Raw genomic sequence first — 15,154 nt, 5'->3', positions numbered from 1 at the left:
TTCCCTTTCGTGCGATCGACCCCGGAGCGGCCAGTGGGCGCACCGCCTGTCCCCCGTGCCGCGGCCGGGGGGCACGTCGGCAGAGTCCGGACGGATGCCGTCGTCCGGGACTTCGTGGCCCGCGCCGTGGCGGCGGGCCGGGCGGGCGGCGGCCTCACTCCGCGCCACCGCGTCGTCCCGCTCACCGAGCCGCTGGCCGGGCTGCTGGGCCGGGCGCCGGGCACCCTGGTGACCGTGCGCGTGCCGCGTCCCGACACCGTGCCGATGGTGATCCGGACCTGGCGGAGCGAGCCGGAGATCCTGCGCGCGCTGCGCGGACTGCTGCCCGTGCCGGAGTGCCTGGCGGCGGGGGAGGGGTACGCCGTCCACAGCCATGTGGACGGAGTCGTGCTCGCCGAGGTCTGCGGCCCCGGCAAGCCGGTCGACGGGCCGCTGCTGACGGACCTGGGGGAGCTGTTCGCCGCCGTCGTCCAGGTGCGCGCCGGCGCCCTGCCGCCCCGGCCGGCCCACTGGCCGCGCAACCACACCGACTCCCAGGGCTTCCTGCGCACCCTGGCCCACCTCGCCGACCAGCAGCTCCAGCGGCCCGACCTGCGCCGTTACGGGGGCCTGTTCACGGCCCTCGGCGTGCCCGAGGACGCCCTGGCGCGGTTCGCCGACCGGGTCCCGGCGCTGGCCCGGCGGCCGTACGGCCTGCTCCACGGCGACCTGCACCGCGGCAACCTGGTCCTGCCGCGCGCCGGTGGCGTGCCGCCGCACTGCCTGGACTGGGAACTGGCCGGGTACGGCGACCCGTTGCACGATCTCGCCGTCCATCTGGTGCGGATGCGCTACCCCGAGCACCAGCGGCGCGAGGCCGCGGGCGCCTGGGCCGAGGCCGTGCACCGGGTGCGCCCCGCCGCCACCGCCGGCCTGTCCCGGGACCTGCGGCACTACCTCGCCTTCGAGTACGCCCGGTCCCTCTACGCCGACGTCATCGGGGCCGCGCGCTCGCTGGAGGAGTCCTTCGGCCAGGAGCGCCTGGACGAGGCGACGGCCACCGTCCGCAGCGCCCTGCGCGCCGCCGCCGGGCCGCTGCGGCTGGGCCGGGTGCCCGAGACGGCGGAGATCGAACGGATCCTGTTCCGGCGGGGGGCGTCCGGCGCCGTGCCGCGACGGGACCCGACCGCCCGGCTCATCGGCTGGACACCGGACCGGCGGGTCCCCGAGCACCCCGACTTCCCCCGCTCCGCGGTCGCCGACGCGCTGTTCCTGGAGGGCGCCGCCCCGGCCGGCCGGGTCTTCAAGGGGGCCACGCACCTGAACACGGTGCTCCGGGTGCCCGGAACGCCGTTCCCGGTCGTCGTCCGCCGCGAGGCGGCCGTCGTCCTGCGGCGCGAGACCGGCTTCCTCAGCGAGCACGCCGTACTCCGGGCGATCGAGCGGTCCGGGGTGCCGGTGGCCGCGCCCCGGGTGCTGGCGCTCGGCAAGAGCCATGCGACGGACCCCGGCCTGCGGTACCGCGGGGACCGCTTCACCGTCCACACCTACGAGGGCGCCCGCGGCCTCGGCCGCCGCCCCGAGCACCCGGTGCACGGACTCCGCCCGCCCGAGGCCGACTGCCTGGTCGACCAGCTGGCCGCGCTGACCCAGGTCGACCACGCCCCGCTCGACCCGCTCGGCGGGCCGCCCGGCTTCTACGCGTGGCTCAGCGACCAGCTGGTGGCGCTGGTCGCCGGACTGCCGAAGGAGTGCCGGCAACTGGCCCGCTTCCTCGGCCTGCCCGACGCGCCCCGGCTGCGCGAGATCCTCGCCCGGCACCGCGTCACCGACCGCGACCCCGCCCTGCTGCACGGCGACCTCAACCCCTGGAACCTGGTGCGCCGCGACGACGGTCCGCCGCTCACCCTGATCGACTGGGAGATGGCGCTGATCGGCGACCCGCTGTACGACCTGGTCCGCCACATGCACCTCACCCCGACCCGCCCGGAGATCCGCGACCGCATGTTCCGCCGCTGGGAGGCCCGGCTGGCCGCACGTTTCACCAAGGGCTGGCAGGAGGACTGGCGGGTGTACCGCTGGATCGAGATCGTCCGCTCGGCCTACGTCGACCTCGACCGCCTGGTCACCGGGGCCGGCCTGGACGCGCCCAACGTGCGCCGCGCCGTGGACTCGTACGCCATGACCCTGGCCGCGGCCACCGCCTCCCTGGGCCTGTCGGCCCGGCGGCACGGCAGCCCGCTCCTGGCCTGGCCGCCGGTGCCGGGCGGCCCTGCGTAGGCTCACCCCATGGGTGAGATGGGCCTGCGCGAGCGCAAGAAGCAGCGGATGTACCAGGACGTGTCGGACATCGCCGTACGGCTGTTCCTGGAGCGGGGCTTCGACGCGGTGTCCGTGGCGGAGGTCGCCGCCGCGGCCGGCATCTCCAAGCCGACCCTCTTCCGGTACTTCCCGGCCAAGGAGGACCTGGTCCTGCACCGGATCGCGGACCACGAGACGGAGGCCGCGCGGGTGGTCGCCGGGGCGGCCGACCCGGTCGACGCGCTGCGCCGGAACTTCCTCGCCGGCCTGGACCGGCGCGACCCGGTCACCGGCCTGAACGACCACCCCGGCGTGCTCGCCTTCCACCGTCTGCTCTACGGCACTCCGGCCCTGGTGGCGCGGGCGTACGGCCATCTGGAGCGGTCGGAGGCGGCGCTCGCCGAGGCGCTCGGGGGCGGACTGGAGGCTCGGCTGGCCGCGGGGCAGATCATCGCCGTGCAGCGCATCCTCGCCCTGGACAACTGGCGGCGGATCGCGGCGGGGGAGCCGGTCGAGGAGGTGGCGCCGGACGCGGTCCGGGCGGCCGAGCGGGCGTTCCGGCGGCTGCGGGAGGGGCTGCCGCAGCTGAAGCCCAGCGAATGAAACTGGGTTAAAAATGTAACTTGGTAACGTTATGGCGCTACGCTGGACGCCATGACGCCACTCGACCCCGCCCTCACGGACACCCTCCACACCGAGCGCGCCCACCACGACACCTGCCGCGCCGCCCTCGCCGCGATGGTGGAAGGCGCCGCCGAACAGGTCGTCATCGGCGAGGACGTCTCCGCCTCCGGCGCCGACGCCGAGGTCCTCGGCTACCGGCTGCGCAGCCAGGCCAAGGCCATGCGTGAACTCCCGCCGGGCCCGCTGTTCTTCGGCCGCCTCGACTTCGCCGGCAGCGACCCCGAGCACGGCGGGCAGCACTACCACGTCGGCCGGCTGCGGATCACCGAGGACCCCGCCGCCCCGCCCCTCGTGGTCGACTGGCGGGCCCCCGTCTCCCGCGCCTTCTACCAGGCGAGCGCCCGCGACCCGCAGGGCGTGGCGGTACGGCGCCGGTTCGGCTGGGCGCCCGGCAGCCGGGGCGACTCCACCGACCTCACCGGCCTGGAGGACGAGCACCTGGGCCGGGGCGAGTCCCGGACCAGCGACATCGTGGCCCGCGAGATCGAACGGCCCCGCGTCGGGCCCATGCGGGACATCGCCGCCACCATCCAGCCCGAGCAGGACGACCTCGTCCGCGCCGCGCTCACCGAGTCCGTGTGCGTGCAGGGCGCCCCCGGCACCGGCAAGACCGCCGTCGGCCTGCACCGCGCCGCGTACCTCCTGTACACCCACCCCAAGCGGCTCCAGCGCTCCGGCCTGCTGATCCTCGGCCCCAACCGCACGTTCCTGTCGTACATCTCCGAGGTGCTGCCCGCCCTCGGCGAGACCGGCATCCGCCAGTCCACCCTGCTGGACGAGCTCGCCCGCCACCCGGCCACCGGCACGGACCCGGCGGACACGGCGCAGGTCAAGCACGACGCCCGGATGGCCGAGGTACTGCGCCGGGCGCTGTACGCGCGCGTGACCACCGAGGGCGTGGCCGACCTCGCCGTACCCGACGGCTCCTACCGGTGGCGCGTCCCCGCCGCCGAACTCGCGGCGATCGTGGCGGAGGTCCGCACCGAGGAACCGCCGTACGCCGTCGGCCGGGAGCGGGTGCACACCCGCGTGGTACGGCGGCTGCGCGAGCAGGCCGAACGGCGCTCCGGGGTCCTGCCCGCCTCCTGGGTGCGCCGCGTCGAGCGGTGCCGGCCGCTCACCGCACACCTCGACGCGGTCTGGCCGAAGGCCCGCCCCGAGGAGATCCTGGCCGAACTCCTCACCGACGGCTCGGTGCTGGCCCGCGCCGCCGACGGCCTCCTGGATCCCGACGAGCAGACGGCCCTGGGCTGGCCCCGCCCGCCGCGCTCGTACAAGTCGGCCCGCTGGTCGCCCGCCGACCTGGTGCTGCTGGACGAACTGTCCGGGCTGATCGAACACCCCGAGGGGTACGGCCACATCGTCGTGGACGAGGCGCAGGACCTCTCGCCGATGGAGTGCCGGGCCATCGCCCGCCGGGCCGTCTTCGGCTCACTGACCGTCCTCGGCGACCTCGCCCAGGGCACCACCCCGTGGGCGGCCCGGGACTGGTCCGTCCAACTGCGCCACCTCGGCCGGGCCGACGCGGCCGTGGTGCCGCTGACCACCGGGTTCCGGGTGCCGGCGGCGGTCGTCGACCTGGCCAACCGGCTGCTCGCCCGCCTCGACGTCGCCGTACCCGCCGCCACCTCGCTGCGCACGGACGGGGAGCTGACGCTCCGGCCGACCGAGGATCTGCTGGGGACGACCGTGACCGCCGTACGGGACGCCCTGGCGAGGGAGGGCTCGGTCGGGGTGGTCACGGCGGACGCGGACACGGCCCGGGTGCGGGAGGCGCTCACCCGGGCCGGCATCGACACGGCCGGTCCCGACACGCTCGGCGCCCGACTGACCGTCGTCCCCGCGAGCGTGGTCAAGGGCCTGGAGTACGACCACGTCATCGCGGTCGAACCGGCCGCGGTGGCGGAGGCGGAGCCCCGTGGCGCGCACCGGCTGTACGTGGTGCTGACGCGGGCGGTGTCCCGGCTGGACGTCGTACACGCGAGGCCGTTGCCGTTCTGAGGTTGGAGGGGCGGGGCCGGGGTGGGGTCGCTTGCCCGCGCTGGGTGGGCGCAGGCGGCACCCCACGGGCGGACCTCAGCCGATGTACTCCGCCAGGTGTTCGCCGGTCAGGGTGGAGCGACCTGCGACCAGGTCGGCCGGCGTGCCCTCGAAGACGACGCGGCCGCCGTCGTGGCCCGCGCCCGGGCCGAGGTCGATGATCCAGTCCGCGTGCGCCATGACCGCCTGGTGGTGCTCGATGACGATCACCGACTTGCCGGCGTCGACCAGCCGGTCGAGCAGGCCGAGCAGCTGCTCCACATCGGCGAGGTGGAGGCCGGTGGTCGGCTCGTCCAGGACGTAGACGCCGCCCTTGTCGGCCATGTGCGTGGCCAGCTTCAGCCGCTGCCGCTCGCCGCCGGACAGCGTGGTGAGCGGCTGGCCGAGGGTGAGGTAGCCGAGGCCGACGTCGGCCATGTTCCGCAGGATGCGGTGGGCGGCCGGGGTGCGGGCCTCCCCGTCGCCGAAGAACTCCTCGGCCTCGGCCACCGGCATCGCCAGCACCTCGCTGATGTCCCGCCCGCCGAGGTGGTACTCCAGCACCGAGGCGTCGAACCGCTTGCCCTCGCACTCCTCGCAGGTCGTGGCGACCCCGGCCATCATCGCCAGGTCGGTGTAGACGACCCCGGCGCCGTTGCAGGCGGGGCAGGCGCCCTCGGAGTTCGCGCTGAACAGCGCCGGCTTCACGCCGTTGGCCTTGGCGAACGCCTTGCGGATCGGCTCCAGCAGACCGGTGTACGTCGCCGGGTTGCTCCGCCGTGAGCCGCGGATCGGCGCCTGGTCGACCGACACCACGCCCGCGCGGGCCGGGATCGACCCGTGCACCAGCGAACTCTTGCCGGAGCCGGCGACACCGGTGACGACCACCAGCACGCCGAGCGGGATGTCGACGTCCACGCCCCGCAGGTTGTGGGTCGTGGCGCCGCGGATCTCCAGGGCCCCGGTGGGCTTGCGTACGGTCTCCTTCAGCTTGGCCCGGTCGTCCAGGTGCCGCCCGGTGAGCGTGCCGCTCGCCCGCAGTCCGGCGACGCTGCCCTCGAAGCAGACGGTGCCGCCCGCCGTACCGGCGCCCGGGCCGAGGTCCACCACATGGTCGGCGATCGCGATGACCTCCGGCTTGTGCTCCACGACGAGCACCGTGTTGCCCTTGTCCCGCAGCCGCAGCAGCAGGTCGTTCATCCGCCGGATGTCGTGCGGGTGCAGGCCGGTGGTCGGCTCGTCGAAGACGTACGTGACATCGGTCAGCGAGGAGCCGAGATGGCGGATCATCTTCGTGCGCTGGGCCTCGCCGCCCGACAGCGTGCCCGCGGGCCGGTCGAGGGAGAGATAGCCGAGGCCGATCTCCACGAACGAGTCGAGGGTCCCGCCCAGCGAGGCGAGCAGCGGCGCCACCGACGGCTCGTCCAGCTCGCGCACCCACTCGGCCAGGTCGCTGATCTGCAGGGCGCAGGCGTCCGCGATGCTGATCCCCTTGATCTTCGAGGACCGGGCCGCCGCGCTGAGCCGGGTGCCGTCGCAGTCGGGGCAGGTGGTGAAGGTGACGGCGCGGTCCACGAACTCCCGGATGTGCGGCTGCATCGCCTCCCGGTCCTTGGCGAGCATCGACTTCTGGATCCGCGGGACCAGACCCTCGTAGGTCATGTTGATGCCCGCGATCTTCATCCGGGTCGCCTCGCGGTACAGGAAGTCGTCCAGCTGGCGCTTGGTGAACGTGCGGATCGGCCGGTCCGGGTCGAAGAAGCCGGACTCGGTGTAGAGGCGGTAGTTCCAGCCGCCGGGCTTGTAGCCGGGGATGGTGAGCGCGCCCTCGCTCAGCGACTTGTCCGCGTCGTAGAGCTGGGTGAGGTCGATGTCGGTGACCGTGCCGCGGCCCTCGCAGCGCGGGCACATGCCGCCGGTGATGCTGAACTCGCGGCGCTCCTTCACCGTCTTCCCGCCGCGCTCCACGGTGACCGCGCCGGCGCCGCTGATCGAGGCGACGTTGAAGGAGAACGCCTTGGGCGAGCCGATGTGCGGGGTGCCGAGCCGGCTGAAGAGGATGCGCAGCATGGCGTGGGCGTCGGTGGCGGTGCCGACCGTGGAGCGCGGGTCGGCGCCCATCCGCTGCTGGTCGACGATGATCGCGGTGGTCAGCCCGTCGAGCACGTCGACGTCGGGCCGGGCCAGCGTGGGCATGAAGCCCTGGACGAACGCGCTGTACGTCTCGTTGATCAGCCGCTGCGACTCCGCGGCGACGGTGTCGAAGACCAGCGAACTCTTGCCCGAGCCGGAGACGCCGGTGAACACCGTCAGTCGGCGCTTGGGGATCTCGACGCTGACGTTCCGGAGGTTGTTCTCGCGCGCGCCGTGCACGCGGATCAGTTCATGGCTGTCGGCGGGCCGGGATGGGTGCGCGCTCGCCGCTGCGTCGGTCCTCGTGGTCATGCTCATCGTCGTCGTCTCTCCGTCCGTGGGGCCGCCTCCGCCACGCTAGCCGGGACCGTCCGCACACCGCTTCTCGATTCCTGACCGGTTCCGAGCCGCTCCGCGGGCGCCTCGCCGACACACTATTGCAAGCGGGTGCTTGCAATTGTTAGCGCGGTTGGGGCAAGGTGGAGGCATGGCATCGCTGAACGTCGGCAATCTCGGTGAGTACCTGCGCGAGCAGCGGCGGAACGCCCAGCTGTCGCTGCGGCAGCTCGCCGACGCCGCCGGGGTGTCCAATCCGTACCTGAGCCAGATCGAGCGCGGGCTGCGCAAGCCCAGCGCGGAGGTGCTCCAGCAGGTCGCCAAGGCCCTGCGCATCTCCGCCGAGACGCTGTACGTCCGCGCCGGCATCCTCGACGCCGAACGGGGTCGCGACGAGGTGGAGACGCGCGCCGTCATCCTCGCCGATCCCTCGCTCAACGAGCGGCAGAAGCAGGTGCTGCTCCAGATCTACGAGTCCTTCCGGAAAGAGAACGGATTCGGGATCGGCGAGCCCGCCGGGGCAGAGGCGGACGGGTACGGCACCGTGGACCAGGGGACCGGCGGCGCCGACCGTACGGCCGGCGCGCGCGATGCCGCCGGAAGTGACACGGACGCCGGTCCGCGGCGGACGGCCGGATAAGCCGGACCAGGGCTCCGGACGCCCGCCGCGGACCACACCAACCCAGCCGAACGCGAATCCGATCCGGGAGGACCCTCACCATGGCCATCACCGACGACCTGCGCAAGACCCTCAGCGACCCGACCCCGCTCTACTTCGCCGCCGGCACCGCCGACCTGGCGTTCCAGCAGGCCAAGAAGGTGCCGGCCCTGGTCGAGCAGCTGCGCGCCGAGGCCCCGGCCCGCATCGAGGCCGTGCGCAACACCGACCCGAAGGCCGTGCAGGAGAAGGCCGCCGCCCGCGCCAAGGAGGCGCAGGAGACCCTTCAGGCCAAGGTCAACGAACTGATCGGCACCCTGGACGGCGACCTGAAGAAGCTCGGCGAGACCGCCCAGGACCTCGCCCTGCGCGGGGTCGGCGTCGCCGCCGAGTACGCCGTCAAGGCCCGCGAGACCTACGAGAAGGTCGCCGAGCACGGCGAGCAGGCCGTGAAGACCTGGCGCGGCGAGGCCGCCGAGGACATCGAGGAGCTGGCCATCGCCGTCGAGGGGCGGCCCGAGCCGGTCGGGGTCAAGGACGACGAGCCGAAGCCGGCCGAGGCGAAGGCGGAGCCGGCCGCGGAGAAGAAGCCCGCGGCGAAGAAGACTCCGGCGCCCCGCAAGAGCACCAGCGCGAAGAAGACCACCCCGCCGGCCAACTGAAGGTGACCGGCGAGCCGGACGCGGGCCGGGCACCTTTGGGGTGTCCGGCCCGTTCTACTGGGTACGGTGGCGGCGTAGCAGGATCGGGATTCAACGGGCGGTGGGCAGCATGCTGATGTTGGGCTTCGCGGGGTTCATGGGGATCTTGAAGATCATCCTGATGGCCCTGGCCGCGTTCGGGCTGTTCGACGCCGCCTTCCGGCGCGAGGACGCCTTCCGCGCGGCCGACAAGCAGAACAAGGTCTTCTGGCTGATCATCCTCGGCATCGCGCTCGTGGTCAGCTACCTGTTCTCGCTCCTGTCCATCCTGCCGATCGCCGGCGCGGTGGCGAGCATCGTGTACATCGTGGACGTGCGCCCCGCTCTCCAGCAGGCGGGCGGCGGCCGGGGCTTCGGCCGCCGCAGGGGCAGCAGCAGCGATGGCCCCTACGGGCCGTGGAACGGCGGTCGCTAGCCGGACCCACGCGGTTCCCCGCGCCCCTCAAGGGGCGCGGGGAACCGCGCGATCAGCCACAAGGGACCCGCACCCGGCGACGGCGCGTCCCGCTACGGCGAGACCCCTACGCCGCCCGGTCCAGCAGGACGACCGCGACGTCGTCGGTCAGCTCGCCACCGTTCAGCTCGCGCACCTCGTGCACGGCCGCCCGCAGCAGCTCCTCCCCGCGCAGCCCCTCGGAGAGCTGCCGGCGGATCATCGCCACCATGCCGTCCTGCCCCAGCCGCTCCCCGTCCGCCCCGACCCGGCCCTCGATCAGCCCGTCGGTGTAGAGCATCAGGCTCCACTCGGCGCCCAGCTCCACCTGCATCCGCGGCCAGCGGGCGCCCGGCAGCAGGCCGAGGGCGGGGCCGTTGTTGTCGTAGGGCAGCAGCCGCGCCGGCCGGCCGGGCCGGGCGATCAGCGGGGCCGGATGGCCGGCCAGGCACAGACCCGCGCGCCGGCCGTCAGGCGCGATGTCCACCGTGCACAGCGTCGCGAAGATCTCCTCGTCGGCGCGCTCGTGCTCCAGCACCTGCTGCATGGTGTTCAGCAGCTCGTCCCCGCACAGCCCGGCCAGGGTCAGCGCCCGCCAGGCGATGCGCAGCTCCACGCCGAGCGCGGCCTCGTCCGGGCCGTGCCCGCAGACGTCGCCGATCATGGCGTGCACGGTGCCGTCGGGGGTGCGGACGGCGTCGTAGAAGTCGCCGCCGAGCAGGGCCCGGGAGCGGCCCGGGCGGTAGCGGGCGGCGAAGCGCAGCGCGGAGCCGTCGAGCAGCGGCGTGGGCAGCAGCCCGCGCTCCAGCCGGCGGTTCTCCTGTGCGCGCAGCTTGCCCTCGGCGAGCCGCCGCTCGGCCGTGTCGGAACGCTTCCGCTCCACCGCGTAGCGGATGGCGCGGCTGAGCAGCCGGCCGTCCAGCTCGTCCCGGAAGAGATAGTCCTGGGCGCCCACGCGCACGGCCTCGGCGCCGCGCTCGGCGTCGCCGGAGGCGGTCAGCGCGAGCACGGCGTGCCGGGGTGCGAGCTGGAGGACGTGCTTGAGCACGGCCAGCTCGTCCTCCGCGTCGCTGCCGCCCGGCGCCGGGAGCGCCAGGTCCAGCAGGATGCAGTGGACGTCGTCGGTGAGCAGCCGCTCGGCCTCGGTGAGGTTGCGGGCGGTGCGGACGCGGATCGGCTTGCCGGCCGGGTCCAGCAGGTCGGGCACGATCGGCGAACCGGCCGGATCGTCCTCGATCAGCAGCAGGGTGAGAGTGGCGCCGGTGCCGTTCACGGCCGTGGCGTCGCGGTGGGCCTCTTCCTTGAGGGGGCCGCCGGTGCGGGCGGCCTGCGCCTGACCACTCTCCACGGCCGGGATCGCTCTCTGCCGCGGTACGGGTACGGGCATCGTCTTGGGTTCCTTCCCTCCCCCCGAGGGCACGGGGCGGCGTCGAGGGGTCTCGACCCACCGACCGGGACCATAGCGGCTCGGGCCGCCCCGATGGAATGGTGTGAGCCGCGTCGCTCCGGCGCCCGCCGCTGTCATATGCCGCGTTCCGTACCGCAGTTGGACACGATGACGGCCCGGCCGGGATGACGAAGCTCACGTCTTGGGCGGGTTTGGGCGGGGGTTGGCGGTGCGGTGGGTCACATGGCGTGGGCCACGGGGGTGTCGGCGGCGTGCACCGGGAGGGCGCATATGGCGTGCGTCACCAGGATTTCCCCGAGGGGCGCGGGACGACCGCGGCTCCATGGCGCCGCACCGCCACCCCGCGCGCCCGGCCGTGAGGCCTACGCGTCCGGTCGTACGACGCCCAGTATGGGCATCGAACCGGCGCCCGCGACCGTCACCGTGCGCCCGGGGCGCGGGGCGTGGATGATCGCGCCGTCGCCGATGTACATCGCGACATGGCTGGCGTCGTCGAAGTAGATGATGAGGTCGCCGGGGCGCATGTCCTTGATGTCGACGTGCTTCAGCTGCTTCCACTGCTCCTGCGAGGTGCGCGGGACGGCGTGCCCGGCCGTCGCCCAGGCCTGGGAGGTCAGGCCCGAGCAGTCGAAGGAGTCGGGGCCCTCGGCGCCCCACACATAGGGCTTGCCGAGCTGCTCGGAGGCGTACTTCACGGCCTTCTTGCCCTGTGCGGTGGCCTTGGTGTCGACGTCCTTGAGGACGCCGGTGTCCAGCCAGGCGGTCTGCGCCTTGTTCGCGGCCTCCTGCTCCAGCTGGGCGAGCCGCTCCTTCTCCTTCTTCTCCAGCCGGGACTGGAGCTTCTCCGCCGCGTCGATCTGCTTCTCGATCTTCTTCTTGGCGGCGGCCTTGTCCTTGCGGTGGGCGTCCAGCTTCTTCCACTGGTCGGAGGCGTCGTCGGCGTACTGACGCAACTCCTTCTGGGTGCGGCTCATTTCGGACATCAGCTTCGTCGCCGCCTGCTGGCCCTGGAGCACCCGGCCGGCGCCGTCCAGGAACTGGCCCGGGTCGTCGCTGAGCAGGAACTGGGCGGTGGCGGACAGGCCGCCGGTGCGGTACTGGTCCCGGGCCGCGGCGCCCGCCCGGTCCTTGAGCCGGTCCAGCTTCTGCTGCCCCTGGTCGATCTTCTTCGCCAGCGCCACGATCTCGGCGGACTGCTTCTTCGTCTTCTCCTCGGCCGCGTTGTAGGCGTCGGTGGCCACGGCCGCGTCGTGGTAGAGCCTGTCGAGCTTCTCGCGGACCTCTTCAAGGTCCTTGCCTGGCCGGGGAGTCGGCGCGGGAGTCGTCGTCGGTGAGGGCGTGGGCGCGGGGGCCGCGAACGCCGTGCCCGGCACCGCGAGAGCGGTCACCGCGCAGACCACGGTCAGGGCGGCCGTGAGCAGGCCGCGCTTGCCCGAACCCATACCTCTTCCCCCAAACTGATTTACCGTCAGTAACTTACGGTCGCCTGAGGGATCGTGCCACGGTCGAGCGCAAAGTGACAGAGGTCGTCGGAAACCGGATGCCCCCGCCGACCGCCGGGTACGACGATCTCCTCGCCGATGTGACGAACAATGCTCGCGGAGCGTTCCCCCGACCGCCGGCGGGCGCTCAGCGCACCGGCGCCAAGGCTCCCCAGGCCACGGTCACTTCGCCCTGCCGCCAGCGGGCCGGGGAGTCCGTCACCGGCCAGTCGGCCGTCAGGTCCCGTACCGCGCGGATCCAGCGCTGCCGGGCGCCGTAGGAGGCGTAGGGGGCGGCAGCGGCCCAGGCGCGGTCGAAGTCCCGGAGGAAGGCGTGCACCGGCTCACCCGGGACATTGCGGTGGATCAGCGCCTTGGGGAGGCGCTCGGCGAGGTCGGAGGGGCGGTCCAGGGAGCCCAGCCGGGTGGCGAAGGTGACCGTGCGGGGGCCTTCGGGGCCGAGCGCCACCCACACGTGCCGGCGGCCGATCTCGTCACAGGTGCCCTCCACCAGCAGCCCGCCGCGCGAGCCGCCGCCCGCCGGGGCGAGCCGCGCGCACAGCCGCTCCCACACCGCGGCGACCTGGGCCTCGTCGTACTGGCGCAGCACGTTGGCGGCCCGGACGAGCACCGGGCGCCCGGGCACCGGGAGCTCGAAGCCGCCGTGCCGGAAGGCGAGCCCGTCGCGTTCGTACGGCCGGGCCGCCGCCACCCGCTCCGGCTCGATCTCGATGCCGACCACGCGCGCGCGGGGCGCGGCGGTGCGCAGCCGGCCGAGCAGCTCGACGGCGGTCCAGGGCGCGGCGCCGTAGCCGAGGTCGATGGCCACCGGGTCGGCGGCGCGCCGCAGCTCGGCGCCGTGCACGGCCGCGATCCAGCGGTCCATGCGGCGGAGGCGGTTGGGGTTCGTCGTCCCGCGCGTGACCGTTCCCACAGGGCGGGAGGTCGCTGCGCGGGCATTCATGGATACGAGGGTAAGCGGGCGGGGAGGGATGCTTCCGACGACCGGGGACGGCGCCTCCGCCGACGCGCACCGGTATCGAACGGTTGATCGATATCGGGTAATGATTCGGTAAAGCCGCTTGTTCGGGAAATGGCCGCATACCCCTCGCTGTTGCACTCCCTTGGAGGGCGAGGTCGGTCCTCCTGGAGGCATGCCCGCATCAAGGAGGAACGCCAGGTGAGCCAGTACGTCAGCAGGCTCGGGCGCCGCTCTGCGTCGGTCACCCCGCGGCTCAGGCTGTCCCGCAGGCCCCGCCGGGTCGCGATGCTCTCCGTGCACACCTCCCCGCTCCACCAGCCCGGCACCGGCGACGCGGGCGGCATGAACGTCTACATCGTGGAGCTGGCCCAGCGGCTGGCCGCGATCAACATCGAGGTCGAGATCTTCACCCGGGCCACGGCCGGCGGCCTGCCCCCCTCCGTCGAGCTGGCCCCCGGCGTCCTCGTCCGGCACGTCGACGCGGGCCCCTACGAAGGCCTCGCCAAGGAGGACCTCCCGGCCCAGCTGTGCGCCTTCACGCATGGCGTCATGCAGGCCTGGGCCGGCCACCGCCCCGGCCACTACGACCTCGTCCACTCCCACTACTGGCTCTCCGGCCATGTCGGCTGGCTCGCCGCCCAGCGCTGGGGCGTCCCCCTGGTGCACGCCATGCACACCATGGCCAAGGTCAAGAACGCCAGTCTGGCCGACGGCGACACCCCCGAGCCCGCCGCCCGGGTCATCGGCGAGACCCAGATCGTGGCCGCCGCCGACCGGCTCATCGCCAACACCACCGAGGAGGCCGGCGAGCTGGTCCGGCACTACGCGGCCGACCCCGCCAAGGTCGCCGTCGTCCACCCCGGGGTGAACCTGGAGCGGTTCCGCGTCGCCGACGGCCGGGCCGCCGCCCGCGCCCGCCTCGGGCTCCCGCAGGACGCCCTGGTCCCGCTCTTCGCGGGCCGCATCCAGCCCCTGAAGGCGCCGGACGTCCTCCTGCGCGCCGTGGCCGTCCTGCTGGACGAGCATCCCGAGCTGCGCTCCCGGATCGTCGTGCCGGTGGTCGGCGGCCCCAGCGGCAGCGGGCTCGCCAAGCCGGAGGGGCTGCAGAAGCTCGCGGCCCGGCTGGGCATATCGGACGTGGTGCGGTTCCGGCCGCCGGTCGGGCAGGAGCAGCTGGCGGACTGGTTCCGGGCCGCGTCCGTCCTCGTCATGCCGTCGTACAGCGAGTCCTTCGGCCTGGTCGCCGTGGAGGCGCAGGCGGCCGGGACCCCGGTCCTCGCGGCCTCGGTCGGCGGTCTGCCGGTGGCCGTGCGCGACGGCGAGACCGGCTTCCTGGTGCACGGCCACGACCCCGCCGAGTACGCGCGCGTGCTGCGCCGCTTCGCCGACGAGCCCGACCTGCATGCCCGCATGGGGGAGGCCGCGGCCCGGCACGCCCAGTCCTTCGGCTGGGACACGGCCGCCGCCGCCACCGCCGACGTCTACACGGCCGCGACCCAGTCCCACCGCCGTCGCGTACGCTCCCACCATGGGTGACACGGAGAAGACCGGGCAGGTCCTGGAGGGTGCCCTCAAGGACGCCGAACTGGAGTGGGAGAGCCCCGAGCCCGGGACCTACGTGGTCAAGCTGCCGGGTACGCGCAAGCTGTCCACGACGGTCTCCTTCCTCGTCGGCCGCCACTCCCTGTCGTTGAACGCCTTCGTCATCCGCCATCCCGACGAGAACGAGCCGGCCGTCCACCGCTGGCTGCTGGAACGCAACCTCAAGCTGTACGGCGTGAGTTACGCCGTCGACCGCCTCGGCGACATCTACGTCACCGCCCGCCTGCCCCTCGCCTCCGTCACCCCGGACGAGATCGACCGCCTTCTCGGCCAGGTCCTGGAAGCGGCCGACGGCGCCTTCAACACCCTGCTGGAGCTGGGCTTCGCCTCCTCGATCCGCAAGGAGTACGCCTGGCGGGTTGCGCGCGGCGAGTCCACGCGCAACCTGGACGCGTTCAGGCATCTGATCGAGCGTCCGGCCGACTGACCGGAGCCGG

At 73.6% G+C, this 15,154-nt stretch carries 12 protein-coding genes; 8 read left to right on the top strand and 4 right to left on the bottom strand.

Annotated features, from left to right (window positions below):
* Window positions 1–33 precede the first annotated feature (33 nt).
* From ABZ937_RS11610 to ABZ937_RS11600, 3 genes are read left to right on the top strand one after another with little or no spacing between them, the layout of a single operon-like run.
* Window positions 34–2,259 carry an aminoglycoside phosphotransferase family protein gene (locus tag ABZ937_RS11610; RefSeq protein ID WP_361689228.1) on the top strand — a complete coding sequence of 742 codons (2,226 nt, stop codon included), beginning with the start codon at window positions 34–36 and terminating at the stop codon, window positions 2,257–2,259.
* Window positions 2,260–2,268: 9 nt separating this feature from the next.
* Complete coding sequence (locus ABZ937_RS11605; RefSeq protein WP_361689224.1) at window positions 2,269–2,883, top strand: TetR family transcriptional regulator; 615 nt, start codon at window positions 2,269–2,271, stop codon at window positions 2,881–2,883.
* A gap of 51 nt (window positions 2,884–2,934) precedes the next feature.
* The gene (locus ABZ937_RS11600) at window positions 2,935–4,965 is read left to right on the top strand and encodes an AAA family ATPase (protein WP_361689221.1); all 2,031 of its coding nucleotides are present in this window, start codon (window positions 2,935–2,937) and stop codon (window positions 4,963–4,965) included.
* A gap of 75 nt (window positions 4,966–5,040) precedes the next feature.
* Here the strand turns inward: ABZ937_RS11600 and ABZ937_RS11595 are convergent, their stop codons facing one another.
* On the bottom strand, window positions 5,041–7,428 hold the full coding sequence (locus ABZ937_RS11595; protein WP_361689218.1) for an excinuclease ABC subunit UvrA: 2,388 nt from the start codon (window positions 7,426–7,428) through the stop codon (window positions 5,041–5,043).
* A 175-nt stretch (window positions 7,429–7,603) separates the two neighbouring features.
* Here ABZ937_RS11595 and ABZ937_RS11590 point away from each other — a divergent pair, with 175 nt between their 5' ends.
* The 3 genes from ABZ937_RS11590 (at window position 7,604) to ABZ937_RS11580 (ending at window position 9,226) form a co-directional block, all read left to right on the top strand.
* Complete coding sequence (locus tag ABZ937_RS11590) at window positions 7,604–8,092, top strand: helix-turn-helix transcriptional regulator (protein ID WP_361689215.1); 489 nt, start codon at window positions 7,604–7,606, stop codon at window positions 8,090–8,092.
* An 80-nt stretch (window positions 8,093–8,172) separates the two neighbouring features.
* The gene (locus tag ABZ937_RS11585; RefSeq protein WP_361689212.1) at window positions 8,173–8,772 is read left to right on the top strand and encodes a hypothetical protein; all 600 of its coding nucleotides are present in this window, start codon (window positions 8,173–8,175) and stop codon (window positions 8,770–8,772) included.
* A 109-nt stretch (window positions 8,773–8,881) separates the two neighbouring features.
* Entirely contained in the window at window positions 8,882–9,226 is a 345-nt protein-coding gene (locus ABZ937_RS11580) for a DUF2516 family protein (RefSeq protein ID WP_361689463.1), read from the top strand.
* A gap of 106 nt (window positions 9,227–9,332) precedes the next feature.
* Here ABZ937_RS11580 and ABZ937_RS11575 read toward each other — a convergent pair whose 3' ends face one another.
* The 3 genes from ABZ937_RS11575 to ABZ937_RS11565 all read right to left on the bottom strand — a co-directional run bounded on the left by ABZ937_RS11575 (window position 9,333) and on the right by ABZ937_RS11565 (window position 13,097).
* A complete protein-coding gene (locus ABZ937_RS11575; protein WP_361689209.1) occupies window positions 9,333–10,631 on the bottom strand; it encodes a fused response regulator/phosphatase in 1,299 nt (432 codons plus the stop codon).
* A gap of 383 nt (window positions 10,632–11,014) precedes the next feature.
* Window positions 11,015–12,094, bottom strand: a complete 1,080-nt coding sequence (locus ABZ937_RS11570; RefSeq protein ID WP_361689206.1) for an NlpC/P60 family protein — start codon at window positions 12,092–12,094, stop codon at window positions 11,015–11,017.
* Window positions 12,095–12,281: 187 nt separating this feature from the next.
* Window positions 12,282–13,097 carry a class I SAM-dependent methyltransferase gene (locus ABZ937_RS11565; RefSeq protein WP_361689202.1) on the bottom strand — a complete coding sequence of 272 codons (816 nt, stop codon included), beginning with the start codon at window positions 13,095–13,097 and terminating at the stop codon, window positions 12,282–12,284.
* 216 nt (window positions 13,098–13,313) lie between these two features.
* Here ABZ937_RS11565 and mshA point away from each other — a divergent pair, with 216 nt between their 5' ends.
* Window positions 13,314–14,651 carry a D-inositol-3-phosphate glycosyltransferase gene (gene mshA / locus ABZ937_RS11560; protein ID WP_361689199.1) on the top strand — a complete coding sequence of 446 codons (1,338 nt, stop codon included), beginning with the start codon at window positions 13,314–13,316 and terminating at the stop codon, window positions 14,649–14,651.
* The gene (locus tag ABZ937_RS11555; RefSeq protein ID WP_361689196.1) at window positions 14,644–15,144 is read left to right on the top strand and encodes a YbjN domain-containing protein; all 501 of its coding nucleotides are present in this window, start codon (window positions 14,644–14,646) and stop codon (window positions 15,142–15,144) included. The genes mshA and ABZ937_RS11555 overlap by 8 nt, the downstream gene beginning before the upstream one ends.
* Window positions 15,145–15,154: the final 10 nt, after the last annotated feature.

Origin of the sequence: Streptomyces sp. NPDC046727 (genome assembly GCF_040645635.1) — a bacterium.
Classification (GTDB): Bacteria; Actinomycetota; Actinomycetes; order Streptomycetales; family Streptomycetaceae; genus Streptomyces.
The sequence above is the reverse complement of the archived record's forward strand: the minus strand, read 5'-3'. Positions and strand labels throughout refer to the sequence as shown.